The organism is Pseudomonas entomophila (assembly GCF_018417595.1).
GTDB lineage: Bacteria > Pseudomonadota > Gammaproteobacteria > Pseudomonadales > Pseudomonadaceae > Aquipseudomonas > Aquipseudomonas entomophila_C.
Genome location: NZ_CP070982.1, coordinates 2,358,191 through 2,385,028, shown reverse-complemented (window position 1 = coordinate 2,385,028; position 26,838 = coordinate 2,358,191). Strand labels below are relative to the sequence as shown.

Below are 26,838 nucleotides of genomic sequence, written 5' to 3'. Positions count from 1 at the left end.
TTTGCGGCCCCAACAGTTTCAGCTAAGTTGCGCCCCTTCGAACCAGGCCAGCTTGTCGCGCAACTTCACCACTTCCCCGACGATCACCAGGGTCGGCGCATGCACTTCATGGCGGGCTACCAGCTCGGGCAAGTCAGCCAGGGTCCCGGTAAACACCCGCTGGTTACGCGTGGTGCCTTGCTGCACCAGCGCCGCAGGCGTGCTGGCCGCGCGACCATGGCGGATCAGCTCGGCACAGATGGTCGGCAACCCGACCAGGCCCATGTAGAACACCAGGGTCTGGGCCGGCGCCACCAGGTCGTGCCAAGGCAAATTGCTGGTGCCATCCTTCAAATGACCAGTCACGAAGCGCACTGACTGGGCATAATCCCGATGGGTCAGCGGAATGCCGCCGTAGGCGGAGCAGCCACTGGCCGCGGTGATTCCCGGCACCACCTGGAACGGAATCCCTTCATCGGCCAGCTCCTCGATCTCCTCGCCACCCCGGCCGAAGATGAACGGGTCGCCGCCCTTGAGCCGCAGTACGCGCTTGCCTTGGCGCGCCAGATCCACCAGCAAGCGGTTGATCTGATCCTGAGGCACGGCATGGTCGGCGCGGCGCTTGCCGACATAGATGCGCTCGGCGTCACGCCGACACATCTCGATGATGGCCGGTGCCACCAGGCGGTCATAGAGCACCACATCGGCCTGCTGCATCAGGCGCAGGGCCCGGAAGGTCAAGAGGTCCGGGTCACCTGGGCCTGCCCCCACCAAGTACACCTCGCCGCCCTGCTGCACCGGCGCGCCATCGACCATTGCCTGCAGCAAGCGCTCGGCCTCCGCGCCCTGCCCGGCCAGCTGACGCTCGGCGATCGGCCCCTGGAAGACGTTTTCCCAGAAGCCGCGGCGCTGGTTGACGTCCGGATACAAGGCCTTGACCTTGTCGCGAAAACGCGCGGCCAGCCCGGCCAGTTCACCATAGGCGGAGGGAATCCAGGCTTCCAGCTTGGCGCGGATCAACCGCGCCAGCACCGGGGCGTCGCCACCGCTGGACACCGCCACCACAAGCGGTGAGCGGTCGACGATGGCCGGGAAGATCACCGTGCACAGGGCCGGCGCGTCCACCACGTTGACTGGCAGGCTGCGCGCCTGTGCGTCCGCCGAGACCTGGGCGTTGAGCCCGGGGTCATCGGTGGCCGCGATCACCAGGCGACAGCCCTCAAGGTCCGACGGCTGATAGCCGCGCACCAGAACCTCGCCACCGCGCTCACGGGCCAGCGCGGCGAGCTGACCGTCGACCTCCGGCGCCACTACACGCAACACGGCACCGGCATCTGCCAGCAGACGCGCCTTGCGCAAGGCGATCTCGCCGCCACCGACGACCAGCGCGCGGCCACCCTGCAGCTTGTGGAACAGCGGCAGGTAGTCCATTCAGCGAATGACCTCAACGCCGCCCATGTAGGGCTTGAGCACTTCCGGCACGCGGATGGAACCGTCGGCCTGCTGGTAGTTCTCCAGCACCGCCACCAGCGTGCGGCCAACGGCCAGGCCCGAACCATTGAGGGTGTGCACCAGCTCTGGCTTGCCGGTTTCCGGGTTGCGCCAGCGGGCCTGCATACGGCGGGCCTGGAAGTCACCGCAGTTGGAGCAGGAGCTGATCTCGCGATATTTGTCCTGGCTTGGAACCCACACTTCCAGGTCGTAGGTCTTCACTGCGCCAAAGCCCATGTCGCCGGTGCACAGGGCCAGCACGCGGTACGGCAGCTCCAGCAATTGCAGCACGCGCTCGGCGTTGGCGGTCAGGCCTTCCAGGGCTTCCATCGACTTCGACGGCTCGACGATCTGCACCATCTCGACCTTGTCGAACTGGTGCTGGCGGATCATGCCGCGGGTGTCACGACCCGAGGCACCGGCTTCGCTGCGGAAGCACGGGGTGTGAGCGACGAGTTTGATCGGCAACTGCTTGGCGTCGATGATCTCGCCGGCCACCAGGTTGGTCAGCGACACTTCGGCGGTCGGGATCAGGTAGAAGTCGGCCTCGCCTTCGCGGCTGATCTTGAACAGGTCTTCCTCGAACTTCGGCAACTGGCCCGTGCCCTGCAAGGCCGGGGCCTGAACCAGGTACGGGGTGTAGTGTTCCTCGTAGCCATGCTCGCCGGTGTGCAGGTTGATCATGAACTGCGCCAGGGCGCGATGCAGGCGTGCAATCGGGCCGCGCAGCACGGCGAAACGGGCACCGGACAGCTTGGCGGCGGCTTCGAAGTCCAGGCCACGGCTGATCTCGCCCAGGGCCACGTGGTCCTTGATCTCGAAGTCGAAGGTGGTCGGGGTGCCCCAGCGGCGCACTTCGACGTTTTCTTCTTCACTCGCGCCGACCGGCACACTGGCGTCCGGCAGGTTGGGGATGGTCAGCAGGATCGCGTCCAGCTCGGCCTGGATGCCATCCAGTTCGGTCTTGCCTTCGGCCAGTTCGTTGGCCATGCGCTCGACGTCGGCCATCAGCGGCGCGATGTCCTCGCCCTTGGCCTTGGCCTGGCCGATCGATTTGGAACGGGCGTTACGCTCGGCCTGCAGTTGCTCGGTGCGGGTCTGCACCGATTTGCGGCGCTCTTCCAGCGATTCGATGCGCGCGACATCCAGGCTGAAGCCACGGGTGGCCAGGCGGTCCGCCACTACCTGAAGTTCAGTGCGTAACTGTTTGGAATCGAGCATGTCGTTCTCTCGTTATGTGTAGAAGTTGGTTCAGAATCGGGTCAGGGACAGGCCAGCCCAGGTCGCGAGCAGGCCGCCCACCACGCTGATAATGGTATAGCCCATGGCCAGCGGTACTTGCCCGCTTTCCATCAGGCGCACGGTATCGAGCGAGAAAGAGGAAAAAGTGGTCAGGCCACCCAGAAATCCGACGATCAATCCGGCGCGCAGCTCGACCGGCGCCAGGGGCTTGTGCAGGAACAGCCCGTAAAGCAGGCCGATCAGCAGGCAGCCGACCAGGTTGACCGCCAGCGTACCGGCATAGAAGTGCCGTGGCCAGTGGGCCGCTACCCAATTGGCGGTGGCGAAGCGCAGCAGCGTGCCGGCAATGCCGCCCGCGCTGACGGCGGCGATGAGTGCGATCACGGCTTTCTCCGCTGGCGGGGGCTGTTGCGGTCGAGCTCGGTCAGATGGCGCAGCTTTTCGCCGATCTTCAGCTCAAGGCCGCGTGGCACTGGCTGATAGTACTGGCGTGGCTCGAGCTGCTCGGGGAAGTAGTCTTCGCCGGCGGCGTAGGCGTCCGGTTCGTCATGGGCGTAGCGGTACTCCTCACCGTAGCCCAGTTGCTTCATCAGCTTGGTGGGGGCATTGCGCAGGTGCAGTGGCACCTCCAGCGACCCATGCTCGGCCGCCTCGCGCATGGCCGCCTTGAAGCCCATGTACACCGCGTTGCTCTTCGGCGCGCAGGCAAGGTAGGTGATGGCCTGGGCCACTGCCAGCTCACCCTCGGGGCTACCCAGGCGCTCCTGCACATCCCACGCCGCCAGGCACAGGCTCAAAGCCCGAGGGTCGGCGTTGCCGATGTCCTCGCTGGCCATGCGCACCACGCGGCGGGCGATGTACAACGGGTCGCAGCCACCGTCGAGCATGCGCGCATACCAGTACAGCGCGCCGTCTGGGTTGGAGCCACGCACGGACTTGTGCAAGGCCGAGATCTGGTCGTAGAACGCCTCGCCGCCCTTGTCGAAACGGCGGCGGCTGTCACCGAGCAGGCTCTGTAGCAACTCGACGCCAATCTCGCCACCGTCTTCGGCCAGGTCCGAGGCGTTCTCGAGGAAGTTGAGCATGCGCCGGCCATCGCCATCGGCGGCAGCCATGAGCATCCTGAACGCTTCATCGCCCACACGCAGGTTGCGCTTACCCAGGCCACGCTCCTCGCTGAGGGCGCGATCGACCAGCTTGCGCAGCGCTGCTTCGTCCAGGCTCTTGAGCACATACACCCGCGCCCGCGAGAGCAAGGCGTTGTTCAGCTCGAAAGAGGGGTTCTCGGTGGTGGCGCCGATGAAGATCAGCGTGCCATCCTCCACGTAGGGCAGGAAGGCGTCCTGTTGCGATTTGTTGAAACGGTGCACTTCGTCGACAAACAGGATGGTGCGACGGCCATACTGCCCCGCCTGCTGCTTGGCCACCTCGACCGCCTGGCGAATCTCCTTGACCCCGGCCAGTACCGCCGAGACGGTCTCGAAGTGGGCGTCGCAGAACTGCGCCAGCAGCCGCGCGAGGGTGGTCTTGCCCACCCCCGGCGGCCCCCAGAAGATCATCGAGTGCAGCGCGCCCTGCTCCAGCGCCTCGCGCAGCGGCTTGCCGCGTGCCAGCAGGTGCTCCTGGCCGACGTACTCGTCCAGGTTGGACGGGCGCAGGCGGGCGGCCAGGGGCTGGGCGACGGGTTCGCTACGAAACAGGTCCATGGCGGGCTCTGGTTACTCCTGGATGATGTCCGCGCCTTTCGGGACATCGAACTTGAACTTGCTCGGCGCGATGGCTTCGTTGGCCTTGACCCCGTTGAACAGGATGTTGGTGCGCTGGCCGACGCTGTCGACCAGTTGCATGTCGTTGATCAGGCCCTTGCGGAACGATACCCGCAGCGAGTCGAACAGGGTGTCCTTGGTTTTCGGCTTGAGGGTGAAGTCGGTCACCTCGCCCTGCTCCTTCGAGCTGATATCGAAGCTCTGGCTGATCTTCGACACGTCACCGGACAGCAGCAGCGCCGGCGTCTGGCTCAGGCGTACATCGAGCTTCTTGATGGTGGCCTGTTCCAGGTCCGGGTCCCACAGGGTGACCTTCTGGCCATCGGACACTACCACCTGCTCCTGGGGTGCATCGGTGTGCCAGTAGAACAGGCCCGGGCGCTTGACCGCCATCTCGCCGTTGGCTTCCTGCAGGCTGGTGCCGCTGGCGTCCAGGGTCAGCTGGGAGAAGCGCGCGGTAATGGTCTGGGACTTTTCCAGTAGCTGGGTGAGGCGAGCCACGTCTTTCTCGTCGGCATGTGCCGACACGGCGCCCATGGCCAGGGCAGAAACCAACAGCATGCGAATCGCGCGCATGGGAATCCTCATTGAGCATTGGAAAGGCCGGGCACCTTCGTTGGTGCCCGGCAGGGTGTTCATCAGTCGCGCGGGCCGCCTGGGGCAATCACTTCCCGCGAGCCGTTGCTGTTCATGGGGGTGACCACGCCGGCCATCTCCATCGCCTCGATCATCCGGGCGGCCCGGTTGTAGCCGATCTTCAACTTGCGCTGCACCGCCGAAATCGAGGCGCGACGGCTTTCGAGCACGAACTGGACGGCTTCATCATACAAGGCGTCGCTCTCGGAATCTTCGCCATCACCGCCACCGCCACCGCCATCGAAGCCGCTGCCGGCCTCTTCGACGCCGTTGAGGATGTCGTCGTTGTAGTCCGGAGCGCCGCGCAGTTTCCACGCCTCGACCACGCGATGTACCTCGTCGTCGGAGACGAAGGCGCCATGTACGCGGATTGGCAGGCTGGTGCCCGGCGGCATGTAGAGCATGTCACCGTGACCCAGCAGTTGCTCGGCGCCACCCTGGTCGATGATGGTCCGCGAGTCGATCTTGCTCGACACCTGGAACGCCATGCGGGTTGGGATGTTGGCCTTGATCAGGCCGGTGATCACATCCACCGACGGGCGCTGGGTCGCGAGAATCAGGTGGATACCGGCGGCACGGGCCTTCTGGGCGATACGGGCGATCAGTTCCTCGACCTTCTTGCCGACGATCATCATCATGTCGGCAAATTCGTCGACCACCACCACGATGGTGGGCAGCGTCTTCAGCGTAGGCGGCTCGTCGTCCATGCTTTCGCGGCGGTACAACGGGTCGTGAACGACCTCACCGGCTTCCTCTGCATCCTTGATCTTGCGGTTGAAGCCGGCCAGGTTGCGCACGCCCATGGCCGCCATCAGCTTGTAGCGGCGCTCCATCTCAGCGACGCTCCAACGCAGCGCGTTGGCGGCATCCTTCATGTCGGTGACCACCGGGCACAGCAGGTGCGGAATGCCTTCGTAGATCGACAGTTCGAGCATTTTCGGGTCGATCATGATCAGGCGGGCGTCTTCCGGGCCCGACTTGAACAGGATCGACAGGATCATCGCGTTCACTCCCACCGACTTACCGGAACCGGTGGTACCGGCCACCAGCAGGTGCGGCATCTTCGCCAGGTCGGTGATTACCGGCTTGCCGCCGATGTCATGGCCCAGGGCCAGGGTGACCGGTGATTTCTGCTCGTCGTACTGCGGCGTCGACAACACCTCGGAGAAGCGCACCATCTGGCGGTTCTCGTTGGGGATCTCGATACCCACGGTGGTCTTGCCGGGGATCACCTCGACCACGCGCACACTGGTCACCGCCAGGGAGCGCGCCAGGTCCTTGGCCAGGTTGGCGATACGGCTGACCTTGACGCCCGCGGCGGGCTGGATCTCGTAGCGGGTGATCACCGGGCCTGGGTGGATCGAATCGACCGAGACCTCGACACCGAATTCCTTCAGCTTGATTTCCAGCAGGTGACCGACACCGGCCAGCGACTCAGGCGAGTACTCGATCTTCTTCTCTTCGGCGGGGTCGAGGATGGAGATCGACGGCAAGGTGCCTTCCACGGCGCTGTCGATGAACAACGGCGCCTGCTTCTCCTTCATCACCCGTTTGCTGGGTTCTGGCGCCTTGACCGGCGCAGGCGGAATGTTGATCACCGGGGCCGGTTGCTGTTCGCGCTGGGCAACGTGCTTGGTCAACGCCTCGTCGCGCTCGATGATGCGTTCGCGCGCCTTGACCTGCTCACGCTTGTCCGCCACCACCGGAGCAACCACATCCTCGACCTGCTCATCCACCTCGCGCAGCTGCGCCACCAGCCGCTTGCGCTCGTTACGCGCCTCCCACCAGCGGTTGGCGGCCCCCTGCATCAACTCGAACAGGTCAAGGGTGATCTTGCCGGTGACATCCATCACCTTGAACCAGGACAGGTCGGTGAACACGGTCAGGCCGAACAGGAACAGGGCAATGAACATCAGCGTGCTGCCCTGCACATTGAGCAGGTTGCGCGCCAGGTCCCCCAGGCTCTCGCCCAGGGCCCCGCCCGCGGAGAACGGCAGGCTGGCCGACGGGTGGAAATGAATATGCGCCAGCGCCGCGCCCGACAGCACCAGGAATACCAGGCCGATCAGCCGCCAGGAAAACAACCAGCCACTCCACTGCCAGGGCTGGTGACGCTCGCGGAAGATCTGCCAGGTCTTGATCGCCAGCAGCAGCGGGAAGATGTAGGCGAAGTAGCCAAGCACCATGAACAGGATGTCGGCGAAGTACGCCCCGGCACGGCCGGCGGCGTTCTGCACCTGGTCGGCGTTGCTGGTGTGGCTGAAGCCTGGGTCGGCGGTGTCGTAGGTGACCAGTGCCATCCACAGGTACAGGCACAGGGCGCCGACGGCGATCAGCGCACCTTCCTTCAGACGGTAGTGCAGCTGTTGCCGCCAGAGAGGCACTGGCAAGGGGGCTGGAGTTGCGGTGGATTTCTTCAAAACGCGTCTATTCCTGCGCGTGCTGCGCGTCCAAACAGTGAAAGGCCGTACGCAGGCCTTTGAGCCACTACTTTTAACATTACTGCCCGCCAGCCGCCATGGCGGCACGCTGCTAGAGCGTGAACGGGGGCTACTTTCACAATGGTTGCAATTTGAGCATGCATTTTCTTTTGTGACAAAGGCTTATGCTGTGTTTTTGCACAGGTGTGACAGCAAATGTGCCAGATGGTGCCGAGCGGCCTGCCAATGCTGGGAAAAATTGCAACGGATGCAGCCCGCGAAGGGGCCGCAGCAGTTGACCCTGCCAGGCACGCACGCCATGCTGCCCTCTCCCCTCCCCCGCCGCCCAAGAACACCATGCTCACCTGGCTCACCCGCGACTCGCTGACCTTCCCGCCCCTGGAAAAGGCCCTGCACGACCCCAACGGCCTGCTTGCCGCCGGAGGCGATCTCACGCCCGAACGGCTGGTCGCCGCCTACCGTCACGGCTGCTTCCCCTGGTACCAGGATGGCCAACCGATCCTCTGGTGGTCGCCCGACCCACGCACCGTGCTGTTCCCCGAAGAACTGCACGTCTCGCGCTCGCTGGCCAAGTTCATCCGCCAGGGCCACTACCAGGTCAGCTTCGACAGCGACTTCCCGGCCGTGATCGAGGCCTGCGCCGCCCCGCGCGACTACGCGGACGGCACCTGGATCACCGACAGCATGCGCGCGGCCTACTGCGAACTGCACCGCCGCGGCTACGCCCACTCGGTGGAAGTGCGCCAGGCAGGAGAACTGGTCGGCGGGCTCTACGGCCTGGCCATGGGCCGCCTGTTTTTTGGCGAATCGATGTTCAGCCGCGCCGACAACGCTTCGAAGGTGGGCTTCGTGGCACTGGTCGAGCACCTGAAACAGGCCGGTTTCGCCCTGATCGACTGCCAGATGCCCACCCACCACCTGCACAGCCTGGGCGCCCGAGCCATCAGCCGCGCTGAATTCGCCGACCACCTGGCGCGCCACCTCGACCAGCCCAGCGGCGCCAGCTGGGTTCGCTAGGCGAGTTTCCAGAGCTGGCTTACACTTAGAGACAACGACTCATCAAAGGGGTTGACCATGACAGAGTTGGCGCGGTTGAAGTTCTATGCCACTCAACCCCACTCCTGCAGCTACCTGCCGGATGAGCAGGCCACCACGCTGTTTCTCGACCCGAGCCAGCCGATGGACGTGCATGTGTACGCCGATCTGTCGGAAATGGGCTTTCGCCGCAGCGGTGACCACCTGTACCGCCCGCATTGCCAGAACTGCAATGCCTGCGTGCCCGCGCGCATTCCTGCCGCGCGCTTCATCCCCAACCGCCAGCAGCGGCGCATTCTCAAGCGCAATGCCGACCTGACCGTCAGCGCCGTGCGTCCGGTGTTCAAGGAAGAGTATTTCGACCTGTACCGTCGCTACATCGAGCAGCGCCACGCCGATGGCGACATGTACCCGCCCAGCCGTGACCAGTTCTCGACCTTCCTGGTCCGCGACCTGCCGTTCTGCTGGTTCTACGAGTTCCGCCTCGAGGGCCGCCTGATGGCGGTGGCAGTCTGCGACCTGCTGCCCAATGGCCTGTCGGCGGTGTACACCTTCTACGAACCCGATGAAGAACGGCGCAGCCTGGGCCGCTATGCCATCCTCTGGCAGATCACCGAAGCCCTGCGCCAGAACCTCGAAGCCGTGTACCTGGGATACTGGATCAAGAACTGCAAGAAAATGAACTACAAGACCCAATATCGCCCCATCGAACTACTGATCAATCAGCGCTGGGTCACCCTCAACTGAAAGCATTGGCTTGACACGCAGTTTTCGGGCATACTCCACGCCACTTTTTTTGCCCGGTGCAGTCGTGCGTCGGGCCAACACTGGATACCGAGGGCTTTACTGCATGTCGAAAGAAGACAGCTTCGAAATGGAAGGCACTGTCGTCGACACCCTGCCCAACACCATGTTCCGCGTGGAGTTGGAAAACGGGCACGTCGTTACCGCGCACATCTCCGGCAAGATGCGCAAGAACTACATCCGTATTCTCACTGGCGACAAGGTCCGCGTCGAACTGACGCCATACGACCTGAGCAAGGGCCGCATCACCTACCGTGCGCGCTAAGCTCGAGCCATGAAAAAGCCCGGCCATGTGCCGGGCTTTTTTGTGCCTGATGGGAAACGCATCGCGGCTGAAGCCGCTCCTACAGGCACCGCGCATCCCTGTAGGAGCGGCTTCAGCCGCGATGGGCCCAGCCTTATGCGACCTCAGCCGTGGTCTCGTAGTCGAACACCAGCTCGCCATCGCGCAAGTCGATGTGCACCACGCCACCATGCTCGGCCAGCTCGCCAAACAGGATCTCCTCGGCCAGCGGCCGCTTGATCTTGTCCTGGATCAGCCGCGCCATCGGCCGCGCGCCCATCTGCACGTCGTAGCCCGAGGCCGCCAGCCAGCCGCGGGCGGCGTCGGTGACCTCCAGCAGCACACGTTTGTCTTCCAGCTGCGCCTGCAGTTCGATGAGGAACTTGTCGACGATGCTCTTGATCGTCTCGTGGGACAGGCGGCCAAACTGGATGATGGTGTCCAGACGGTTGCGGAACTCCGGCGTGAAGCTCTTGCGGATGACCTCCATGGCATCGGAGGAATGGTCCTGATGAGTGAAGCCGATCGAGGCCCGCGCAGCGGTTTCAGCGCCGGCGTTGGTGGTCATGATCAGGATCACGTTGCGGAAGTCCGCCTTGCGCCCGTTGTTGTCGGTCAGGGTGCCGTGGTCCATCACCTGCAGCAGCAGGTTGAAGACTTCGGGGTGCGCCTTCTCGATTTCGTCGAGCAGCAATACGCAGTGCGGCTGCTTGGTGATGGCCTCGGTCAGCAGGCCACCCTGGTCGAACCCGACATAGCCGGGCGGCGCACCGATCAGGCGCGACACGGTATGCCGCTCCATGTACTCGGACATGTCGAAGCGCACCAGTTCCACACCCAATGCCTTGGCCAGCTGGCGAGCCGCCTCGGTCTTGCCCACACCGGTCGGGCCGGCGAACAGGAACGAGCCTACCGGTTTGTCCGGCGCCTTGAGGCCGGCACGTGACAGCTTGATGGCAGTGGCCAGCGAATCGATCGCCGCATCCTGGCCAAACACCGTGAGCTTGAGGTCACGCTCCAGGTTGCGCAGCAGCTCTTTATCGGAGCTGGTGACATGTTTCGGCGGAATTCGCGCGATTTTGGCGACAATGTCCTCGACCTGCGGTACATCGATACGCTTGACGCGACTGGCTTCCGGTTGCAGGCGTTGGTAGGCACCCGCCTCGTCGATCACATCGATGGCCTTGTCCGGCATATGCCGGTCATTGATATAGCGCGAGGCCAGTTCGGCGGCGGCGCGCAGGGCTTCATCGCTGTACTCGATGTTGTGGTGGCTCTCGAAGCGGCCTTTCAAGCCGCGCAGGATACCCACGGTATCCTCCACCGAAGGCTCGCTGACATCGACCTTCTGGAAGCGACGCGCCAGGGCGCGATCCTTCTCGAAGATGCCACGGAACTCCTGGAACGTGGTCGAACCAATGCAACGGATATCACCGGACGACAGCAGTGGCTTGAGCAGGTTGGAGGCATCCATCACGCCACCGGATGCCGCGCCGGCACCGATGATGGTATGGATCTCGTCAATGAACAGGATCGCCTGCGGACGCTTGCGCAGCTCACCGAGCAGTGCCTTGAAGCGCTTTTCGAAGTCGCCACGGTACTTGGTGCCCGCCAGCAGCGCGCCAAGGTCGAGGGAGTAGACGACACTCTGGGCCAGCAGGTCTGGCACCTGGCCATCGACAATGCGCTTGGCCAGGCCTTCGGCGATAGCGGTCTTGCCCACGCCGGCCTCACCGACCAGCAACGGGTTATTCTTGCGCCGACGAGCGAGGATCTGCGCGACGCGCTCGACCTCCTGCTCGCGCCCCACCAGCGGGTCGATGCGCCCGGCACGGGCCAGTTCGTTCAGGTTGCTGGCATAGGCGTCCAGCGGGTTGCCGGAAGAAGAAGTCTCGCCGCCCTCCTCGTCCTGCATGTCTTGTTCGTTTTCAGTATGCGGGCCATGGCCCGGCACTTTCGAAATACCGTGGGCGATGTAGTTGACCACATCGATGCGGGCCACGCTCTGCTGCTTGAGCAGGAACACGGCCTGGCTTTCCTGTTCGCTGAAAATCGCCACCAGCACGTTGGCGCCGGTCACCTCGCGCTTGCCGGAGCTCTGCACGTGGAACACGGCACGCTGCAGCACGCGCTGGAAGCCCAGCGTCGGTTGCGTTTCACGGTCCTCGTCATGCACGGGGATCAGCGGGGTGGTCGAATCGATGAACTCCTGCAGGTCATGCTTGAGTTTGTCGAGATTGGCGCCACAGGCGCGCAGAACGGTCGCGGCAGCCTCATTGTCAAGGAGTGCCAGCAGCAGATGTTCGACAGTCATGAACTCATGACGTTTCGAACGCGCCTCCTTGAAGGCCAGATTGAGGGTGACTTCGAGCTCGCGGTTTAACATAGCTTCACCTCATACCCAAGTGGTCGGCGATTAACCGTCCTTCTCGATTTCACAGAGTAGCGGATGCTGGCTTTCCCTGGCGTATTGGTTGACCTGCATGGCCTTTGTCTCGGCGATGTCACGGGTAAACAATCCGCACACTGCCCGCCCTTCGGTATGGACGGTCAGCATGATCTTCGTTGCCAGCTCGCGGTTCAGATTGAAGAACGTCTCGAGCACTTCGACGACGAAATCCATTGGCGTGTAGTCATCGTTGAACAAAACCACCTTGTACATCGGTGGCGCCTGCAGGATCGGCTTGGCCTCCTGGACCGCAAGGCCGGCGCCATCGTCCTCATGCCCGTCCTCGTTCGACTGCGGGCGATCCTGATTGAATGTTAGTCGAATCTCACTGGGTACATGCATGGAAAGAATTTCATCATGAGCGACAGGTTAAGGTTGTGGGTTGACCGCTTCAGGTGGCTGTCGGCGCGGGCGCCGGCTGACCTTGACTAACGGCAAAACGGTGTTACAACCAATAAGAACCCACCGTGGTCTATAAAGATCCGCGCAGTCAACCAGATTTTCTCGCATGGTTCGTATGCGGATGAAGTGGATGATACTCCAGTGATGGAGTCCTTTGCAGAGGGACATAGGGATGGCAAGCGGTAAAGTCAAGTGGTTCAACAACGCCAAGGGCTACGGATTCATCAACGAGGACGGCAAGACCGATGATCTGTTCGCCCACTATTCAGCGATCCAGATGGACGGATACAAGACGCTGAAAGCCGGCCAGGCCGTGAACTTCGAGATCATCCAGGGCCCCAAAGGGCTGCACGCGACCGACATCAGAAGCGCCACCAGCAGCGTCCAGGCCAGCGCGACGAACCCGGGCAACACCGTCGAAGTCTGATCCCCGACCTGTCTGCCGGTAAACGAAAAAACCGGTCGCCCCTTTAATAAAGAGGCGACCGGTTTTTTTGCCCCGCTTACATGTGCTTGATCAGCGCCTCGCCAAAGCCCGAGCTGCCGACCAGGGTCGCGCCCTCCATCAAGCGCTCGAAGTCATAGGTCACGGTCTTGGCCGCGATCGCGCCATTGGTACCCTTGATGATCAGGTCCGCCGCTTCGGTCCAGCCCATGTGCCGCAGCATCATCTCGGCCGACAGGATCACCGAACCCGGGTTGACCTGGTCCTTCCCGGCATACTTGGGCGCGGTACCGTGGGTGGCCTCGAACATGGCCACGGTGTCCGACAGGTTGGCGCCCGGCGCGATACCGATACCGCCCACCTCTGCCGCCAGGGCGTCGGACAGATAATCGCCATTGAGGTTGAGGGTGGCGATCACGTCGTATTCGGCCGGGCGCAGCAGGATCTGCTGGAGCATGGCGTCGGCGATGGCGTCCTTGACGATCACCTCACGGCCAGTCCTGGGGTTCTTGAACTTCATCCATGGGCCACCATCAAGCAGTTCCGCACCGAACTCGTCGCGCGCCACCTCGTAGCCCCAATCTTTGAAAGCCCCTTCGGTGAACTTCATGATGTTGCCCTTGTGCACCAGGGTCAGCGATTTGCGGTCGTTATCCACCACATATTGCAGCGCCTTGCGCACCAGGCGTTTGGTGCCCTCCTTCGAAACCGGCTTGACGCCGATGCCGCAATCCTGGTCGAACCGGATCTTGGTGACGCCCATTTCCTCCTTGAGGAACTTGATCACCTTGTTCGCCTCGGGCGAGCCGGCCTTCCACTCGATGCCGGCATAGATGTCCTCGGAGTTCTCGCGGAAAATCACCATGTCGACGTCACCCGGCTTTTTCACCGGGCTTGGCACGCCCTGGAACCAGACCACCGGGCGCAGGCACACATAAAGATCGAGCTGCTGACGCAGGGCCACGTTGAGCGAACGGATGCCACCGCCGACCGGCGTGGTCAGCGGCCCCTTGATCGAGACCACATAATCCTTCACCGCATCGAGGGTTTCCTGGGGCAGCCAGGTGTCCTGGTCATAGACTTGCGTAGCCTTCTCGCCGGCATAGACCTCCATCCAGGCGATCTTGCGCTTGCCGCCGTAGGCCTTCTGCACGGCGGCGTCGACCACCTTGATCATCACCGGCGAGACATCCACGCCGATACCGTCGCCTTCGATGTAGGGAATGATGGGGTTGTCGGGAACATTGAGCGAATGGTCTGCATTGACGGTGATCTTGGCACCATCAGACGGCACCTTGATTTTCTGGTATCCCATGCTGCACTACTCCGCTTTTCCTGGTGTGATTGGAAATCGTGCGATCCACTGAGCCTAAACCACATCTGTCGACCTGCAAGGTGGCACCCGCTGGCTGCAACTTTTTTGGGTTGACCGCAGCGCGCCATTCGCCGGCAAGCCGGCGCCTACAGGCCCCGTGCCGGGCTTGAGCCCCTGCGGCAACACGCCACATTGCTCCTACGTCTTTGGTCTTATAAATGCGCTGATACGACTTCACCTTGCTGATTAGCCCAAAGGGTTTGATATACTCCGGCGCGACCGAAGGGTCATCGGGGCGAACCCTAGGAAAATGCGGCTCGCCCTTGGCCAGGAAATGGCCATAAGCCTGGGTTGTTACCGCAGCCCAGCACTTGACGCTCGACTGATGCATCCACCATCACCGCTCGCAGCCTCTCGACTTTCCGCTCATGGCGTCGCCAGGGCGAAGCGCCTACCCTGCGCACCTCGAGACTCGAGTACGCTCAGCACATAGAGAGTTAACCCGCATGCCCACCCGTTCCAAGATCATCTACACCTTCACCGACGAAGCCCCCGCCCTCGCCACCTACTCGCTGCTGCCGATCGTCGAAGCCTTCACCGCTTCGGCCGATATCGCCGTCGAAACCCGCGACATCTCCCTGGCCGGCCGAATCCTCGCGGCCTTCCCGGAGCAACTGGGCAGCGCGAAGCAGGTAGGCGATCACCTGGCGGAACTGGGCCAGCTGGCCACCACCCCTGAAGCCAACATCATCAAGCTGCCGAACATCTCTGCTTCGGTTCCCCAGCTGAAGGCGGCGATCAAGGAACTGCAAACCAAGGGCTTCAACATCCCCGACTACGCCGACGAGCCGGCCACCGCGGAAGAAAAAGAATCCCGCGCCCGTTACGACCGCATCAAGGGCAGCGCCGTGAACCCGGTCCTGCGCGAAGGCAACTCCGACCGCCGCGCCCCGCTGTCGGTCAAGAACTACGCACGCAAGCACCCGCACAAGATGGGCGCCTGGGCCGCCGACTCCAAGTCGCACGTCGCCCACATGACCCACGGCGACTTCTACGGCAGCGAGAAGGCCGCGCTGATCGAGGCTGACGACAGCCTGCGCATCGAACTGGTCGGCAAGGACGGCACCACCACCGTCCTGAAAGAAAAAACCGCCGTCAAGGCCGCCGAAGTCATCGACTGCGCCACCATGAGCCGCAAGGCCCTGAAAGCCTTCATCGCCGAGCAGATCGCCGATGCCAAGGCCTCCGGCGTGCTGCTGTCGGTGCACCTGAAAGCCACCATGATGAAAGTCTCCGACCCGATCATGTTCGGCGTGATCGTCGAGGAGTTCTACAACGACGTGCTGGCCAAGCACGCCGCGGCGCTGACCGAGGTTGGCTTCAACTCGAACAACGGCATCGGCGACCTGTACGCCCGCATCAAGGACCTGCCTGCTGAAAAGCAAGCCGAGATCGAAGCCGACATCCAAGCCCTGTACGCCGTTCGCCCGGCGCTGGCCATGGTCAACTCGGACAAGGGCATCACCAACCTGCACGTACCGAGCGACGTCATCGTCGACGCCTCGATGCCTGCGATGATCCGCGACTCGGGCAAGATGTGGAACACCGCCGGTGAACTGCAGGACGCCAAGGCCGTGATCCCTGACCGCTGCTACGCCGGCATCTACCAGGCCACCATCGAAGACTGCAAGCAACACGGCGCCTTCGATCCGACCACCATGGGCAGCGTTCCCAACGTCGGCCTGATGGCCCAGAAAGCCGAAGAGTACGGCTCCCACGACAAGACCTTCCAGATCAAGGCCGACGGTGTCGTGCGCGTGGTCGACAGCAAGGGCAAGATCGTACTGGAGCAGAACGTCGAGGCCGGCGACATCTTCCGCATGTGCCAAACCAAGGACGCGCCGATCCAGGACTGGGTCAAGCTGGCCGTCAACCGTGCCCGCCTGAGCAACACCCCGGCGGTGTTCTGGCTGGACCCGGCCCGCGCCCATGACGGCGTGATGATCGAGAAGGTGCAGCAGTACCTGAAAGATCACGACACTTCCGGCCTGGACATCCGCATCCTGGCCCCGGTCGACGCCATCAAGTTCTCCCTGGCCCGCATCCGCGAAGGCAAGGACACCATCTCGGTGACCGGCAACGTGCTGCGCGACTACCTGACCGACCTGTTCCCGATCATGGAGCTGGGTACCAGCGCCAAGATGCTGTCGATCGTCCCGCTGATGAACGGCGGTGGCCTGTTCGAAACCGGCGCCGGCGGTTCGGCACCGAAGCACGTGCAGCAGTTGGTCGAAGAGAACTTCCTGCGCTGGGACTCGCTGGGTGAATTCCTCGCGCTCGCCGCCTCGCTCGAGCACCTGGGCAACACCTACGACAACCCGCGCGCCAAAGTGCTGGCCAACACCCTGGACCAGGCCACCGGCAAGTTCCTCGACACCAACAAGTCGCCCTCGCGCAAGGTCGGCGGTATCGACAACCGCGGCAGCCACTTCTACCTCACGCTCTATTGGGCAGAAGCCCTGGCCGCCCAGACCGACGACGCCGCCCTGCAGGCGCGCTTCGCCCCGCTGGCCAAGACCCTCAGCGAGAACGAGGCGACCATCGTCGCCGAGCTCAACGCCGTCCAGGGCAAGCCGGCCGACATCGGTGGCTACTACGCCCCGGATGCCGAGCTGACCGCTAAAGTGATGCGCCCGAGCCAGACCCTGAACAGCGCCATTGCCGCACTGTAAGGTTCGCTTGAAGTAACAGCACAGACCCCGGCCACGCACCGGGGTTTGTGCTTTTTGGATAGATGATATTTCTCGGCCTACATGGCCCCTGTAGGAGTGGGTTTACCCGCGAATGCGATGGTGAATCCACTGACGCATTCGCGGGTAAACCCGCTCCTACAGGGGCCGCGCCAACCATAGGAAATGCTCATGATCTGGCAACCCCACATCACCGTCGCCACCATCGTCGAACACGAGGGCAAGTTTCTCTTCGTCGAGGAATTCAAGGCAGGCCAACACGTCTTCAACCAACCTGCCGGCCACCTCGAAGCCAACGAAACCATCACCCAGGCCGCCCTGCGCGAAACCCTCGAAGAGACCGCCTGGGAAGTCGAACTCACCGGCGTGGTCGGCATCTACCTCTACACCGCCCCGAGCAACGGTGTAACCTACCAGCGCATCTGCTTCGCCGCCCGCCCCGTGCGCCATCACACTGACCTGGCCCTGGACAGCGACATCGTCCGCGCCGTGTGGCTGAGCCGCGATGAGCTGCTGGCCGAACCGTCGCGCTGGCGCAGCGAACTGGTGCCCCGCTGCCTCGACGACTACCTCAAAGGCCCATTGCACAGCCTCGACCTGCTGCGCGACTGACGCCAGCCTGCGGGTTTGATAGAATCGGCATTTTTCCCCTCTGATACACATTCGGTAGCCATGACCAGCCCAGCACTCAAAGACCCCGCCAAGACCCGCGTCATCGTCGGCATGTCCGGCGGCGTGGACTCTTCCGTCTCCGCCCTTCTGCTCATGGAGCAGGGCTACCAGGTGGAAGGTCTGTTCATGAAGAACTGGGAAGAGGACGACGGCACCGAATACTGCACCGCCCGCGAAGACCTGGCCGACGCCCAGGCCGTGTGCGACCGCATCGGCATCAAGCTGCACACCGCCAACTTCGCCGCCGAATACTGGGACAACGTGTTCGAGCATTTCCTCGAAGAGTACAAGGCCGGCCGCACACCGAACCCGGACATCCTCTGCAACCGCGAGATCAAGTTCAAGGCGTTCCTCGACTACGCCCTGTCTCTGGGCGCAGACCTGATTGCAACCGGCCACTATGTGCGCCGCCGCGACACTGGCGAGCTGACCGAACTGCTCAAGGGCCTGGACCCGAACAAGGACCAGAGCTACTTCCTGCATGCCGTCGGCGGCAAGGAAATCGCCCGTACCCTGTTCCCGGTCGGTGAGCTGGAGAAGCCCGAGGTGCGCGCCATCGCCGAGAAACACGGCCTGGCCACGGCGAAGAAGAAGGACTCCACCGGCATCTGCTTCATCGGCGAGCGCCGTTTCAGTGATTTCCTCAAACAGTACCTGCCTGCCCAGCCGGGCGAGATCCAGACCACCGATGGCGAAGTCATCGGCCGCCACCACGGCCTGATGTACCACACCATCGGCCAGCGCCAGGGCCTGGGCATCGGTGGCCTGAAGGACGCCGGCGACGAACCGTGGTACGTGCTGCACAAGGACCTCGCACGGAATGTGCTGGTGGTCGGCCAGGGCAACGAACACCCTTGGCTGTTCTCCCGCGCCCTGCTTGCCTCGGAAATCTTCTGGGTCAACCCGATCGACTTGAGCAGCCCGCGCCGGCTCACCGCCAAGGTGCGTTATCGCCAGGGCGACCAACAGTGCACCCTGGAGCGCACCGAGAACGGCTACCGCGCGGTGTTCGACGAACCTCAACGCGCCGTTACCCCCGGCCAGTCGGTGGTGTTCTACGACAAAGAGGTGTGCCTGGGCGGCGGCGTGATCGAGACCGCCGAGCCGTGGAGCCCGCGCCAATGAACAACCTCCAGGAGCAGTTGATCGCCCTGGGCGGCGTGTTCCAGGCCGCAGTGCTGGTCGACCGCATCGCCCGCACCGGCCAGGCCAGCGAGGCCAACATCGGCTGCATGCTTGGGAGCCTGCTGGTGCGCGACCCGAAGGATACGCTGGAGGTATTCGGCGGCGACGACCTCAACCTGCGCGACGGCTACCGCGCGCTGGTCGGCGCCCTGGAGCGCGACCCCAGCAGCCTGCAGCGCGAGCCGCTGCGCTACGCCCTGTCGATGCTCGGCCTGGAGCGCCAGCTGAACAAACGCGGCGACATGCTCGACATCATCGGCAATCGCCTGCCGCAGATTCAATCGCAGGCCGATCATTTCGGCCTGGTTCACGAAAACGTCATCGCTTCCAGCGGAGCCTTGTACCAGGACACCTTGAGCACCCTGCGCCAGCGCATCCAGGTGCATGGCGACATGCGTTTCCTGCAGCAGGCGAGCAATGCCTCGAAGATCCGCGCCCTGCTGCTGGCCGGGATCCGCGCCGCGCGCCTGTGGCGCCAGCTGGGCGGGCATCGCTGGCAGCTGGTGTTCAGCCGGCGCAAGCTGCTCAAGGAGCTGTACGGGATGATGCGCACCAACGACTGAACGAACACCGTGCCCCTGTAGGAGCGGGTTTACCCGCGAATGCGTCAGTGAATCCAGCATTGCATCGCGGGTAAACCCGCTCCTACAGGGGCCCAAGCAAGACTCGAAATGGCCCGACCTTTGGTCAGCCACCCGACTCGGGCGCGTTTTTCATGTATGATATGCGCCCTTCCAAAAGCCTGACTGTCCGAGAACACCCCATGCAGCTCTCCTCGCTCACTGCGGTTTCCCCTGTAGACGGCCGTTATGCCGGCAAAACCCAGGCCCTGCGCCCCATCTTCAGCGAATTCGGCCTGATCCGTTTCCGCGCCCTGGTCGAAGTGCGCTGGCTGCAGCGCCTGGCCGCCCACCCGCAGATCGGCGAAGTGCCGGCGTTCTCCGCCGAAGCCAACGCCCTGCTGGACAGCCTGGCCACCGATTTCAAGCTCGAGCACGCCGAACGCGTCAAAGAGATCGAGCGCACCACCAACCACGACGTCAAGGCCATCGAGTACCTGCTCAAGGAGCAGGCCGCTCAACTGCCTGAACTGGCCAAGGTCAGCGAATTCATCCACTTCGCCTGCACCAGCGAGGACATCAACAACCTGTCCCACGCCCTGATGCTGCGCGCCGGCCGTGACGACGTGCTGCTGCCGCTGATGCGCCAGATCGCCGAATCGATCCGCGCCCTGGCCCACGCCCACGCCGACGTCCCCATGCTGTCGCGCACCCACGGCCAGCCGGCCTCGCCGACCACCCTGGGTAAAGAGCTGGCCAACGTCGTCTACCGCCTGGAGCGCCAGATCGCGCAAGTCGCCGCCGTGCCACTGCTGGGCAAGATCAACGGCGCCGTGGGCAACTACAACGCCCACCTGTCCGCGTACTCGCAGATCGACTGGGAGCAGAACGCCCGCGCCTTCATCGAGGACGAGCTGGGCCTGGTGTTCAACCCCTACACCACCCAGATCGAGCCGCACGACTACATCGCCGAGCTGTTCGACGCCATCGCCCGCTTCAACACCATCCTCATCGACTTCGACCGCGACGTCTGGGGCTACATCTCGCTGGGCTACTTCAAACAGAAGACCGTCGCCGGCGAAATCGGCTCCTCGACCATGCCGCACAAGGTCAACCCGATCGACTTCGAGAACTCCGAAGGCAACCTGGGCATCGCCAACGCACTGTTCCAGCACCTGGCCAGCAAGCTGCCGATCTCGCGCTGGCAGCGTGACCTGACCGACTCCACCGTGCTGCGCAACCTGGGCGTGGGCTTCGCCCACAGCGTCATCGCCTACGAAGCCAGCCTGAAGGGCATCGGCAAGCTGGAAGTCAACGCCGCCCGTATCGCCGCCGACCTGGACGCCTGCTGGGAAGTCCTGGCCGAGCCGATCCAGACCGTGATGCGCCGCTTCAACATCGAGAACCCCTACGAGAAGCTCAAGGAGCTGACCCGTGGCAAGGGCATCACCCCTGAAGCGCTGCTGACCTTCATCGACGGCCTGGACATGCCGGCCGAAGCCAAGGCCGAGCTCAAGCAACTGACCCCTGCCACCTACATTGGCAACGCCGTGGCCCAGGCCAAACGCATCTGACCTGCGCCCCGCGCTTAACGCCCGGCCTGGCCGGGCGTTTTTATTCCCGTCTGAAAACTACGTTTTTTCAATAGGTTGAACATGAATTCTGATACTCCACTGCAACTGCTGGGCGGCCTGACGGCCCGTGAATTCCTGCGCGACTACTGGCAGAAGAAGCCGCTGCTGGTGCGTCAGGCCTTCCCCGACTTCGTCAGCCCCATCGACGCCGACGAGCTGGCCGGCCTGGCCCTGGAAGAAGAAGTCGAGTCGCGCCTGGTGCTCGAACACGGCGAGCGCCCGTGGGAGCTGCGCCGCGGCCCGTTCGCCGAGGACGCCTTCGCCGACCTGCCCGAGCGTGACTGGACCCTGCTGGTGCAGGCGGTGGACCAGTTCGTCCCGGAAGTGGCCGAACTGCTCGAAGAGTTCCGCTTCCTGCCCAGCTGGCGTATCGATGACGTGATGATCAGCTACGCGGCCCCCGGTGGCAGTGTCGGCCCGCACTTCGACAACTACGACGTGTTCCTGCTGCAGGCCGATGGCAAGCGCAACTGGAAAGTCGGCCAGATGTGCAACAGCGACAGCGCGCTGATCGACCATGCCGACCTGCGCATCCTCGCCGAATTCGAGCAGAGCGGCGAGTGGACCCTGGAGCCCGGCGACATGCTCTACCTGCCGCCGCGCCTGGCCCACTACGGCGTCGCCGAGGGTGAGTGCATGACCTACTCGGTGGGCTTCCGCGCCCCGAGCGCGGCCGAAGTGCTGACCCACTTCACCGACTTCCTCGGCCAGTTCCTGCCGGACGAAGAGCGCTACAGCGATGCCGACGCCCAGCCGGTCAGCGACCCGCACCAGATCCAGCACGACGCCCTTGACCGTCTCAAGGCCCTGATCGACAAGCACATGGCCGACAAGGACCTGCTGCTGACCTGGTTCGGCCAGTTCATGACCGAGCCGCGTTACCCCGAGCAGGTGGTAGGCGAGGAGCTGTCCGAACAGGAGCTGCTCGACTACCTCGGCCAGGGCGCCATCCTGATCCGCAACCCGAGCGCACGCCTGGCCTGGTCGGAGTTCGGCGACGACCTGCTGCTGTTCGCCAGCGGCCGCAGTTGCCCGCTGCCGGGGAAACTGCGCGAGCTGCTGAAACTGATCTGCTCCGCCGACGCCCTGCACAGTGAAAACCTGGCCGAGTGGCTGCAGGACGAAGACGGCCTGATGCTGGTTCAGCAGTTGGTCATGCAAGGCAGCCTGGGGTTCGCCGATGAATAAGATCAGCGTTCGACTGGCCGACTGGCACAAGGACAACGCCGATATCCACCGGATCCGCAGCGCCGTGTTCGTCGCCGAGCAGCATGTGCCGCCGGAACTGGAGTTCGACGCCGAAGACCCGAGCGCCGTGCACTTCCTGGCCATGGAAGGCGACTACCCGATCGGTACCGCGCGCCTGTTGCCCGACGGCACCATCGGCCGGGTGTCGGTGCTCAAGGACTGGCGCGGCCTGAAGGTGGGCGACGCGTTGATGAAGGCGGTGATCATCGAGGCGCAGAACCGCGACCTCAAGCAGCAGATGCTCAGTGCCCAGGTGCACGCCACGCCGTTCTACGAGCGCCTGGGGTTCCGCGTGGTCAGCGAGGAGTTCCTCGAGGCCGGGATCCCACACGTGGACATGGTGCGCGACTCACGCGAGATCGCTTGAGCCGCCATTCGCCGGCAAGCCGGCTCCTACTGCAGGAGCCGGCTTGCCGGCGAATCATTGGGTCAGGCAATCACGACCTGGCCATCCCCCAGTGACTGCGCTGCAATCCCCACCAGCGTCACACTGTCCGCACCGAACTTCAGCACCAGGTCATTGCCCACCTGGCTGGCATGATCGCGCCAGGCCGGCGTAGCCGTGCCGCCCTCCACGCCCATGAACACCAGGCGGTCCTGGCCGGTAAAGTCGAGCACCTGGTCCTGACCGAAGTGCCCGCTGAACAGGAATGTATCGCGCCCCGCACCGCCACTGAGCATATCGTTGCCGGTGCCACCGACCAGCACGTCATTGCCCGCGCCGCCCTGCAGGCGATCATCTCCGCCCAGGCCGAACAACCACTGCCCCTGGTTCCCCGCCACCAGCTGGTCACCCGCCTGGCTGCCACTGATCGACGCTGCGTAGGGGTTGAGCTTGCCACTGTTCAGCAACCCATCCACACCTAGCTGATGGGTCACCTCCTTGGTGAAGATCACCAGGCTCGGCTCCTTGCTGACCAGGTTCTCGACACTGTGCAACTGGCTGATGCCGCCCACGGCATCCTGCACATACACCGTGCCCTCGCCGTCGCGGGCGATGCTCAGGTTGGCCAGTGAGTCCTGCAGCTTGAGCGTGTCATGCCCGTCGCCGCCATCGATCAGGTTGAAGCCGCCATCATCACGGAAGGTGTCGTTGCCGGCACGCCCTTCGAGGTAGTCGTTGCCACGCCCGCCATGGATCAGGTCGTCCTTGTCGGTGCCAATGATGAAGGTGCTGCCCTTGTGCGGCTCGGCATTGCGGTTGAGGTCCTCGACCCAGGTCGAGCCCCGGGTCGCATCGGACAGGTTGCTGACCACCACGGTCGAGTCGCGGGTGGTCCACGGGTAGAACGAAGAGTCCACCACCCGCCCCAGGCCATCGGTGTAGGCGGCCGGCAAGTGCGACAGCCAGTTGGCGATGTTGGCGATGGAGAACGGCAGCAGGTTCCAGGCGTCGGAGGCGTAGTGGTCGTTGAAGTTGACGATGTTGTTGGTGGCCGAGGCCTTGGCGCCATCGTGCACGCCAGCGGTGCCCCAGGTGACCGAGGTGCCGTCGAGCACACGGAACACCGGGTCGTTCTCGTAGCCGATGTTGAGCACCTTGTTGGCGTCGGCAGCCTGGGTCGGCGAGGCGAAGGCGACGTAGCGCGAATCCTGGTAGAAGCCACCCCAGCGCGAGGTGCTGAGGTCTGCCAGGCTGTTCACCGCCAGGCCGCCAAGGCTGTGGCCGCTGACGGTGACATCGGCGCCGCTCAGGCCGTTGGCCTTGGCAAACGCCGCCACATTGTCGAGCAGGCGGCCGAAGGCATTGCCGGTGTAGTCGCGGGCATAGCCCGGTGGCCCGAACGCCGCCAACAGGTCGTTGATCACATCGCCGATGGTGTCGCCAACCAGCACTTCCCGTGGCCCACCGGTGCCGCGAAAGGCGATGCCGATGCCCGTCAGATGACCTTCGGCGTCGTAGCGGCCCATGACTTCGGCCTGTGCCGTGGTATAGCCGGCGTTTTCACCATGGAAGGTTCCCCGCGCATCGGTCTTGCCCTGGTAGCCCAGTTGCGCGGCGCTGATCGGGTTCCAGCCGATCGCCTTGGCGTTGGCCAGGGCCTTGGCTTCGGCATCCGGGTTCCAGGGGATGCCGGGGATCACGCCCTGGCTGTCGGTGCCGCCGATCAGTGCCTTGACCAGCGTTGCCGGCAGGCCGAGGCCGAAGCCATGCTGCTGGTAGCCTGCGGCGAATCCATCGTCGATACCGTGGTAGGCGTACATGGCCAGGGCCATGGCATCCTTGTAGAGGGCGGAAGAGGCAGCACTGCCAAGTTGGCGGTAGTCAAATACGGGCATTGGATACATCCCTGTTCGTTGTAGGTAGGACGCCCCAGCGACATCGTCCTTTGACACGACTGAAGGGCGAAAGGCAAAGCTGGCACGCCAGTGCCACATGATTCAAGCCCCAGGAAGTGGCAACCCCGCCAAAATCGCGGACAAAAAAACTGTACATGCATACAGATAAAACTTGCCTGCGCGCCCTGCCTTGCGCATCCTAGTGCCCATTCCCACCGATCAAGCGTTGCGGCCATGCGCCTCTTTCTCTGCGAAAAACCCTCCCAGGCAAAAGACATCGCCAAGGTGCTCGGCGCCCAGCGCCGGGGCGACGGCTGCTGGCAAGGCACCGATGTCTGCGTGACCTGGTGCATCGGCCACCTGCTGGAAACCGCCCCGCCCGACAGCTACGACGAGCGCTACAAGCGCTGGTCGCTCGACGACCTGCCGATCATCCCCGAGAAGTGGAAGATGACGGTCAAGCCCAAGACCGCCAGCCAGTACAAGGCGGTCAAGCGCCTGCTCGGCGAGGCCCGCGAATTGGTGATCGCCACCGACGCCGACCGCGAGGGCGAGATGATCGCCCGCGAGCTGGTCGAACACTGCCGCTACCGGGGGCCGATCCAGCGCCTGTGGCTGTCGGCCCTGGACGACGCCTCGATCCGCAAGGCGCTGGCACGCCTGCTGCCCGGCCAGGAAACCTTCAACCTCTACCACTCCGCGCTGGGCCGCTCGCGGGCCGACTGGCTGATCGGCATGAACATGAGCCGCCTGTTCACCCTGCTCGGGCGCCAGTCCGGCTATCAAGGCGTGTTGCCCGTGGGGAGGGTGCAGACACCGACGCTGCGCCTGGTGGTGGACCGCGACCGCAGCATCGCCGATTTCGTGCCGGTGCCCTTCTGGGCCATCGACGTGCAACTGGAGAGTGCTGGCAGTGTGTTCAACGCTCAATGGCGTGCGCCGGAGGATGTCTGCGATGACCAGGGCCGTTGCCTGAGGCAGGCCCTGGCGCAACAGGCCGCCCATGACATGCAGGCAGCCGGCAGCGCCCGGGTGATGAAAATCGCCACCGAGCGCGTCCGCGAAGCCGCGCCCCTGCCCTTCGACCTGGGTACCCTGCAAGAGGTCTGCTCGAAGAAACTGGGGCTCGGTGCCCAGGAGACACTGGACATCGCCCAGGCGCTGTACGAAACCCACAAACTCATCACTTACCCGCGCAGCGACAGCGGTTACCTGCCCCTCAGCCAGCATGGCGAGGCGCCGGGCATCCTCGCCGCGCTGCAACGCACCGACGCCAGCCTTGCACCGCTGCAGCCATACCTCGACCCGCAACGACGCTCGCGAGCCTGGAACGACCAGAAGGTCAGCGCCCACCACGGCATCATCCCCACTGCCGCCGCCAGTGACCCGTCGCGCCTGCCGCCGAAGTACAAGGCGGTGTACACCCTGATTCGCGCCCGCTACCTCGCGCAGTTCCTGCCCAACCACGAGTACGACCGCACCCAGGCCGACTTCGATTGCGCCGGGCACACGCTGCGGGCGGTCGGCAAGCAGATCATCGAGCCGGGCTGGCGCCGTGCGCTGCCTGAGGCGTTGGCCCCCACGAAGGGCCGCGAGGCGCCACCGGCCCAGGTGCTGCCGGCATTGCGCGAGGGGCAGGACTGCGCGGTGCAGGGCTTGCAGCTCAAGGACCTGTGGACCCAGCCCCCCAAGCCGTTTACCGAAGGCGACCTGATCAAGGCGATGAAGAACGTCGCCAAGCTGGTGGACGACCCACTGCTCAAGCAGAAGCTCAAGGAGACCACCGGCATCGGCACCGAGGCGACTCGCGCGAGCATCATCCAGGGCCTGCTCGACCGCGGCTACCTGGTGAAGAACGGCAAGGCACTGTCGGCGACACCGGCGGCCTTCAGCCTGATCGATGCCGTGCCCCGAGCCATCGCCGACCCCGGCACCACGGCGATCTGGGAACAGGCGCTGGACATGGTACAGAGTGGCGAAATGAGCCTGGACGAGTTCGTCACCCGCCAGTCGGCGTGGATGGGCAAGCTGGTGCAGCGCTGCAGCGGCATGCGCCTGAACATCACCGGGCCGGCGGCAGGCAAGGCCACGGCGCCCTGGAAGAAGAAACGCAAGGGCGCGGCGAAAGGCAAGGCACCCGCCGGCAAACCCCGACAGCCGCGACGCAAGGCGGCAACCTCGTAAGGCTTGCCCCGAGGTGAGCCCTCGACTGGCGATATGA

General features: G+C 63.9%; 22 protein-coding genes. 12 read left to right on the top strand and 10 right to left on the bottom strand.

The features are described 5' to 3' along the window. Positions 1 to 18: 18 nt before the first annotated feature. The 6 genes from cysG to ftsK all read right to left on the bottom strand — a co-directional run bounded on the left by cysG (position 19) and on the right by ftsK (position 7,534). Positions 19 to 1,410 carry a siroheme synthase CysG gene (cysG, locus tag JYG34_RS10655; protein ID WP_213660649.1) on the bottom strand — a complete coding sequence of 464 codons (1,392 nt, stop codon included), beginning with the start codon at positions 1,408 to 1,410 and terminating at the stop codon, positions 19 to 21. After that, entirely contained in the window at positions 1,411 to 2,691 is a 1,281-nt protein-coding gene (gene serS / locus JYG34_RS10650; RefSeq protein ID WP_213660648.1) for a serine--tRNA ligase, read from the bottom strand. Positions 2,692 to 2,721: 30 nt separating this feature from the next. After that, positions 2,722 to 3,096 carry a fluoride efflux transporter CrcB gene (gene crcB / locus JYG34_RS10645; RefSeq protein ID WP_011533436.1) on the bottom strand — a complete coding sequence of 125 codons (375 nt, stop codon included), beginning with the start codon at positions 3,094 to 3,096 and terminating at the stop codon, positions 2,722 to 2,724. After that, positions 3,093 to 4,418 carry a replication-associated recombination protein A gene (locus tag JYG34_RS10640; RefSeq protein ID WP_213660647.1) on the bottom strand — a complete coding sequence of 442 codons (1,326 nt, stop codon included), beginning with the start codon at positions 4,416 to 4,418 and terminating at the stop codon, positions 3,093 to 3,095. The genes crcB and JYG34_RS10640 overlap by 4 nt, the downstream gene beginning before the upstream one ends. Before the next feature lie 12 nt (positions 4,419 to 4,430). Further along, positions 4,431 to 5,054 (bottom strand): outer membrane lipoprotein chaperone LolA, encoded by a 624-nt coding sequence (lolA, locus tag JYG34_RS10635; RefSeq protein ID WP_213660646.1) that lies wholly within the window; start codon positions 5,052 to 5,054, stop codon positions 4,431 to 4,433. A 62-nt stretch (positions 5,055 to 5,116) separates the two neighbouring features. Continuing rightward, a complete protein-coding gene (gene ftsK / locus JYG34_RS10630) occupies positions 5,117 to 7,534 on the bottom strand; it encodes a DNA translocase FtsK (protein WP_213660645.1) in 2,418 nt (805 codons plus the stop codon). 357 nt (positions 7,535 to 7,891) lie between these two features. Between ftsK and aat the strand changes: the two genes are divergently transcribed. The 3 genes from aat (at position 7,892) to infA (ending at position 9,659) form a co-directional block, all read left to right on the top strand. Then, positions 7,892 to 8,572, top strand: coding sequence for a leucyl/phenylalanyl-tRNA--protein transferase (aat, locus tag JYG34_RS10625; protein WP_213660644.1), 681 nt, complete (start codon positions 7,892 to 7,894; stop codon positions 8,570 to 8,572). Between the two features lie 57 nt (positions 8,573 to 8,629). Continuing rightward, positions 8,630 to 9,337, top strand: a complete 708-nt coding sequence (locus tag JYG34_RS10620) for an arginyltransferase (protein ID WP_213660643.1) — start codon at positions 8,630 to 8,632, stop codon at positions 9,335 to 9,337. Between the two features lie 103 nt (positions 9,338 to 9,440). Beyond that, positions 9,441 to 9,659, top strand: a complete 219-nt coding sequence (gene infA, locus JYG34_RS10615; protein ID WP_002553999.1) for a translation initiation factor IF-1 — start codon at positions 9,441 to 9,443, stop codon at positions 9,657 to 9,659. Between the two features lie 133 nt (positions 9,660 to 9,792). On the opposite strand, the gene clpA is transcribed toward infA, so the two are convergent. Together clpA and clpS are read right to left on the bottom strand one after the other, a co-directional pair. Beyond that, positions 9,793 to 12,063 carry an ATP-dependent Clp protease ATP-binding subunit ClpA gene (gene clpA / locus JYG34_RS10610; RefSeq protein WP_213660642.1) on the bottom strand — a complete coding sequence of 757 codons (2,271 nt, stop codon included), beginning with the start codon at positions 12,061 to 12,063 and terminating at the stop codon, positions 9,793 to 9,795. 30 nt (positions 12,064 to 12,093) lie between these two features. Beyond that, positions 12,094 to 12,468 carry an ATP-dependent Clp protease adapter ClpS gene (gene clpS / locus JYG34_RS10605; RefSeq protein WP_203652216.1) on the bottom strand — a complete coding sequence of 125 codons (375 nt, stop codon included), beginning with the start codon at positions 12,466 to 12,468 and terminating at the stop codon, positions 12,094 to 12,096. 232 nt (positions 12,469 to 12,700) lie between these two features. On the opposite strand from clpS, the gene cspD reads away from it, so the two are divergent. Continuing rightward, positions 12,701 to 12,955 carry a cold shock domain-containing protein CspD gene (gene cspD, locus JYG34_RS10600; protein ID WP_186716100.1) on the top strand — a complete coding sequence of 85 codons (255 nt, stop codon included), beginning with the start codon at positions 12,701 to 12,703 and terminating at the stop codon, positions 12,953 to 12,955. Positions 12,956 to 13,031: 76 nt separating this feature from the next. Here the strand turns inward: cspD and icd are convergent, their stop codons facing one another. Next, positions 13,032 to 14,288, bottom strand: a complete 1,257-nt coding sequence (gene icd, locus JYG34_RS10595; RefSeq protein WP_213660641.1) for an NADP-dependent isocitrate dehydrogenase — start codon at positions 14,286 to 14,288, stop codon at positions 13,032 to 13,034. 506 nt (positions 14,289 to 14,794) lie between these two features. On the opposite strand from icd, the gene JYG34_RS10590 reads away from it, so the two are divergent. The 7 genes from JYG34_RS10590 (at position 14,795) to JYG34_RS10560 (ending at position 22,704) form a co-directional block, all read left to right on the top strand. Then, entirely contained in the window at positions 14,795 to 17,020 is a 2,226-nt protein-coding gene (locus JYG34_RS10590) for an NADP-dependent isocitrate dehydrogenase (protein WP_213660640.1), read from the top strand. Between the two features lie 189 nt (positions 17,021 to 17,209). Beyond that, positions 17,210 to 17,650 carry an NUDIX hydrolase gene (locus JYG34_RS10585; RefSeq protein ID WP_213660639.1) on the top strand — a complete coding sequence of 147 codons (441 nt, stop codon included), beginning with the start codon at positions 17,210 to 17,212 and terminating at the stop codon, positions 17,648 to 17,650. Between the two features lie 60 nt (positions 17,651 to 17,710). Continuing rightward, the gene (gene mnmA / locus JYG34_RS10580; protein ID WP_213660638.1) at positions 17,711 to 18,835 is read left to right on the top strand and encodes a tRNA 2-thiouridine(34) synthase MnmA; all 1,125 of its coding nucleotides are present in this window, start codon (positions 17,711 to 17,713) and stop codon (positions 18,833 to 18,835) included. Continuing rightward, positions 18,832 to 19,458 (top strand): high frequency lysogenization protein HflD, encoded by a 627-nt coding sequence (gene hflD / locus JYG34_RS10575; RefSeq protein WP_213660637.1) that lies wholly within the window; start codon positions 18,832 to 18,834, stop codon positions 19,456 to 19,458. Before mnmA ends, hflD begins: the two co-directional genes overlap by 4 nt. Before the next feature lie 200 nt (positions 19,459 to 19,658). Beyond that, the gene (purB, locus tag JYG34_RS10570; RefSeq protein WP_213660636.1) at positions 19,659 to 21,029 is read left to right on the top strand and encodes an adenylosuccinate lyase; all 1,371 of its coding nucleotides are present in this window, start codon (positions 19,659 to 19,661) and stop codon (positions 21,027 to 21,029) included. Between the two features lie 81 nt (positions 21,030 to 21,110). Then, the gene (locus tag JYG34_RS10565; protein ID WP_213660635.1) at positions 21,111 to 22,277 is read left to right on the top strand and encodes a cupin domain-containing protein; all 1,167 of its coding nucleotides are present in this window, start codon (positions 21,111 to 21,113) and stop codon (positions 22,275 to 22,277) included. Beyond that, positions 22,270 to 22,704: a GNAT family N-acetyltransferase gene (locus JYG34_RS10560; protein ID WP_213660634.1), complete on the top strand. Its 435-nt coding sequence runs from the start codon at positions 22,270 to 22,272 to the stop codon at positions 22,702 to 22,704. Before JYG34_RS10565 ends, JYG34_RS10560 begins: the two co-directional genes overlap by 8 nt. A 62-nt stretch (positions 22,705 to 22,766) precedes the next feature. Here the strand turns inward: JYG34_RS10560 and JYG34_RS10555 are convergent, their stop codons facing one another. Further along, positions 22,767 to 24,617, bottom strand: coding sequence for a polyurethane esterase (locus JYG34_RS10555; protein ID WP_213660633.1), 1,851 nt, complete (start codon positions 24,615 to 24,617; stop codon positions 22,767 to 22,769). A 234-nt stretch (positions 24,618 to 24,851) separates the two neighbouring features. Here JYG34_RS10555 and JYG34_RS10550 point away from each other — a divergent pair, with 234 nt between their 5' ends. Further along, positions 24,852 to 26,801, top strand: a complete 1,950-nt coding sequence (locus tag JYG34_RS10550; protein WP_213660632.1) for a DNA topoisomerase III — start codon at positions 24,852 to 24,854, stop codon at positions 26,799 to 26,801. The last annotated feature ends 37 nt before the right edge of the window (positions 26,802 to 26,838 follow it).

What these genes read in the sequence shown, in the direction of transcription:
- cysG (WP_213660649.1), bottom strand. Translation starts at nt 1,410, where the DNA reads ATGGACTACCTGCCGCTGTTCCACAAGCTGCAGGGTGGCCGCGCGCTG.
- serS (WP_213660648.1), bottom strand. Translation starts at nt 2,691, where the DNA reads ATGCTCGATTCCAAACAGTTACGCACTGAACTTCAGGTAGTGGCGGAC.
- JYG34_RS10640 (WP_213660647.1), bottom strand. Translation starts at nt 4,418, where the DNA reads ATGGACCTGTTTCGTAGCGAACCCGTCGCCCAGCCCCTGGCCGCCCGC.
- lolA (WP_213660646.1), bottom strand. Translation starts at nt 5,054, where the DNA reads ATGCGCGCGATTCGCATGCTGTTGGTTTCTGCCCTGGCCATGGGCGCC.
- aat (WP_213660644.1), top strand. Translation starts at nt 7,892, where the DNA reads ATGCTCACCTGGCTCACCCGCGACTCGCTGACCTTCCCGCCCCTGGAA.
- JYG34_RS10620 (WP_213660643.1), top strand. Translation starts at nt 8,630, where the DNA reads ATGACAGAGTTGGCGCGGTTGAAGTTCTATGCCACTCAACCCCACTCC.
- infA (WP_002553999.1), top strand. Translation starts at nt 9,441, where the DNA reads ATGTCGAAAGAAGACAGCTTCGAAATGGAAGGCACTGTCGTCGACACC.
- clpA (WP_213660642.1), bottom strand. Translation starts at nt 12,063, where the DNA reads ATGTTAAACCGCGAGCTCGAAGTCACCCTCAATCTGGCCTTCAAGGAG.
- clpS (WP_203652216.1), bottom strand. Translation starts at nt 12,468, where the DNA reads ATGCATGTACCCAGTGAGATTCGACTAACATTCAATCAGGATCGCCCG.
- cspD (WP_186716100.1), top strand. Translation starts at nt 12,701, where the DNA reads ATGGCAAGCGGTAAAGTCAAGTGGTTCAACAACGCCAAGGGCTACGGA.
- icd (WP_213660641.1), bottom strand. Translation starts at nt 14,288, where the DNA reads ATGGGATACCAGAAAATCAAGGTGCCGTCTGATGGTGCCAAGATCACC.
- JYG34_RS10590 (WP_213660640.1), top strand. Translation starts at nt 14,795, where the DNA reads ATGCCCACCCGTTCCAAGATCATCTACACCTTCACCGACGAAGCCCCC.
- JYG34_RS10585 (WP_213660639.1), top strand. Translation starts at nt 17,210, where the DNA reads ATGATCTGGCAACCCCACATCACCGTCGCCACCATCGTCGAACACGAG.
- mnmA (WP_213660638.1), top strand. Translation starts at nt 17,711, where the DNA reads ATGACCAGCCCAGCACTCAAAGACCCCGCCAAGACCCGCGTCATCGTC.
- hflD (WP_213660637.1), top strand. Translation starts at nt 18,832, where the DNA reads ATGAACAACCTCCAGGAGCAGTTGATCGCCCTGGGCGGCGTGTTCCAG.
- purB (WP_213660636.1), top strand. Translation starts at nt 19,659, where the DNA reads ATGCAGCTCTCCTCGCTCACTGCGGTTTCCCCTGTAGACGGCCGTTAT.
- JYG34_RS10565 (WP_213660635.1), top strand. Translation starts at nt 21,111, where the DNA reads ATGAATTCTGATACTCCACTGCAACTGCTGGGCGGCCTGACGGCCCGT.
- JYG34_RS10560 (WP_213660634.1), top strand. Translation starts at nt 22,270, where the DNA reads ATGAATAAGATCAGCGTTCGACTGGCCGACTGGCACAAGGACAACGCC.
- JYG34_RS10555 (WP_213660633.1), bottom strand. Translation starts at nt 24,617, where the DNA reads ATGCCCGTATTTGACTACCGCCAACTTGGCAGTGCTGCCTCTTCCGCC.
- JYG34_RS10550 (WP_213660632.1), top strand. Translation starts at nt 24,852, where the DNA reads ATGCGCCTCTTTCTCTGCGAAAAACCCTCCCAGGCAAAAGACATCGCC.